The sequence below is a fragment of the Roseateles saccharophilus genome (genome assembly GCF_004342485.1).
GTDB classification, from domain to species: domain Bacteria; phylum Pseudomonadota; class Gammaproteobacteria; order Burkholderiales; family Burkholderiaceae_C; genus Pelomonas; species Pelomonas saccharophila.
Window position 1 is genome coordinate 1 of record NZ_SMBU01000103.1, and the last position, 1098, is coordinate 1098.

1 protein-coding gene is annotated in these 1098 nt (G+C 68.6%); it reads right to left on the reverse strand.

Going from position 1 to position 1098, the window contains the following annotated elements; genetic code table 11:
- Window positions 1–231: 231 nt before the first annotated feature.
- The coding region (locus tag EV671_RS26575; protein WP_132576903.1) for an IS1380 family transposase at window positions 232–1098 on the reverse strand (867 nt) is incomplete at its 5' end.

A 1098-nucleotide genomic window follows, 5' to 3' on the forward strand; every position in this document is an offset into this window, starting at 1 on the left:
TCCTGAATCCGTGACCACCATCCCTGCGGCCAGGAATTGGAGCGCGAGTTGACGGTTGAACCGCGTGATACGTCCGCGCAGAGGTCAGCAATGGGCCTGTCGGGCGGTCTGCGTGTACGTTTGGGGCGATCGGGGCGATGCCTTGGCTGCGGCGGCTGTGATCACGCCACGCCGCGACCTGTGCCGCAGGCGGTGGATGCGCGTTTGCTGTGCGGGCGCTTCGACGCGGTGCTACGTGGCGGGGGCCAACAACTCGCTGTGCAGCCGGGTGAAGGCCTTGGCCGCACGGTCATTGGCACCGAGTCCGAGGATGCATCGGCGCCCATGCGCGATGAGCCGCCCGGCACGGTAGATCAGCTCCTGCATCACGGTCTTGATGCGTCGGCGCTTGGCGGCGTGACGCACCGGGGCATCGGGGCCGAGCAGGCCGCGCTGGCCCATCAAGCGCAGGATGTCCATCGCCAGCGCCGCGAGCTGGCACACGAGGTAGTTGGTGTCGAACTTGCCCGAGGGCAGCCGTGTCAGGTCCAGGTCGGTCTTGAACTCGGCATGGAATTGCTCGTGCGTGCCATGGTCGGCATACAGCGCGATGATCGCGGCGCCGTCCAGATGCGGCGCCAGGCTGGTGGTCCAGCCTTCGAGCGTGAGCTGCGGCTCGATCAATTGCTGGCCGCGCTTGTCGATGGTGCGCTCGGTCAGGCGAAAGACCCGGCGCACGGGCTGCTCGACGCCTTCGAGCGTCACCGCCTGCTCCCAACTCGTCACGCGCTTGCCCGAGCGCGGCGTGTCCCATTTCGTGGTGGCCTGGGCCTGCAGCGTGGCCGCCAGCGCGTGCACGTCGGTGCTGCGCGGGTTCCACTTGATCAGCCAGTCCACCCGTGGGCTGCCCGCCTGGTTGCAGGCGTGGAGTTCGCGCATCAGCCGCGCCGAGTCGAAGCCCGAGTCCAGCCGCACCAGGATCGGCGCCTTCGGCCCCGCCGCGCTCAGGCGCTGGGCCATCGGCACGATGCGCTGCAGGTTGAAGTCGGTCTCGCTGGCCGAGTGCTGTTCGCCCGGACGCAGCGCCAGCTCCAGGCAAAAGCCATGGCTGCCCAGGTA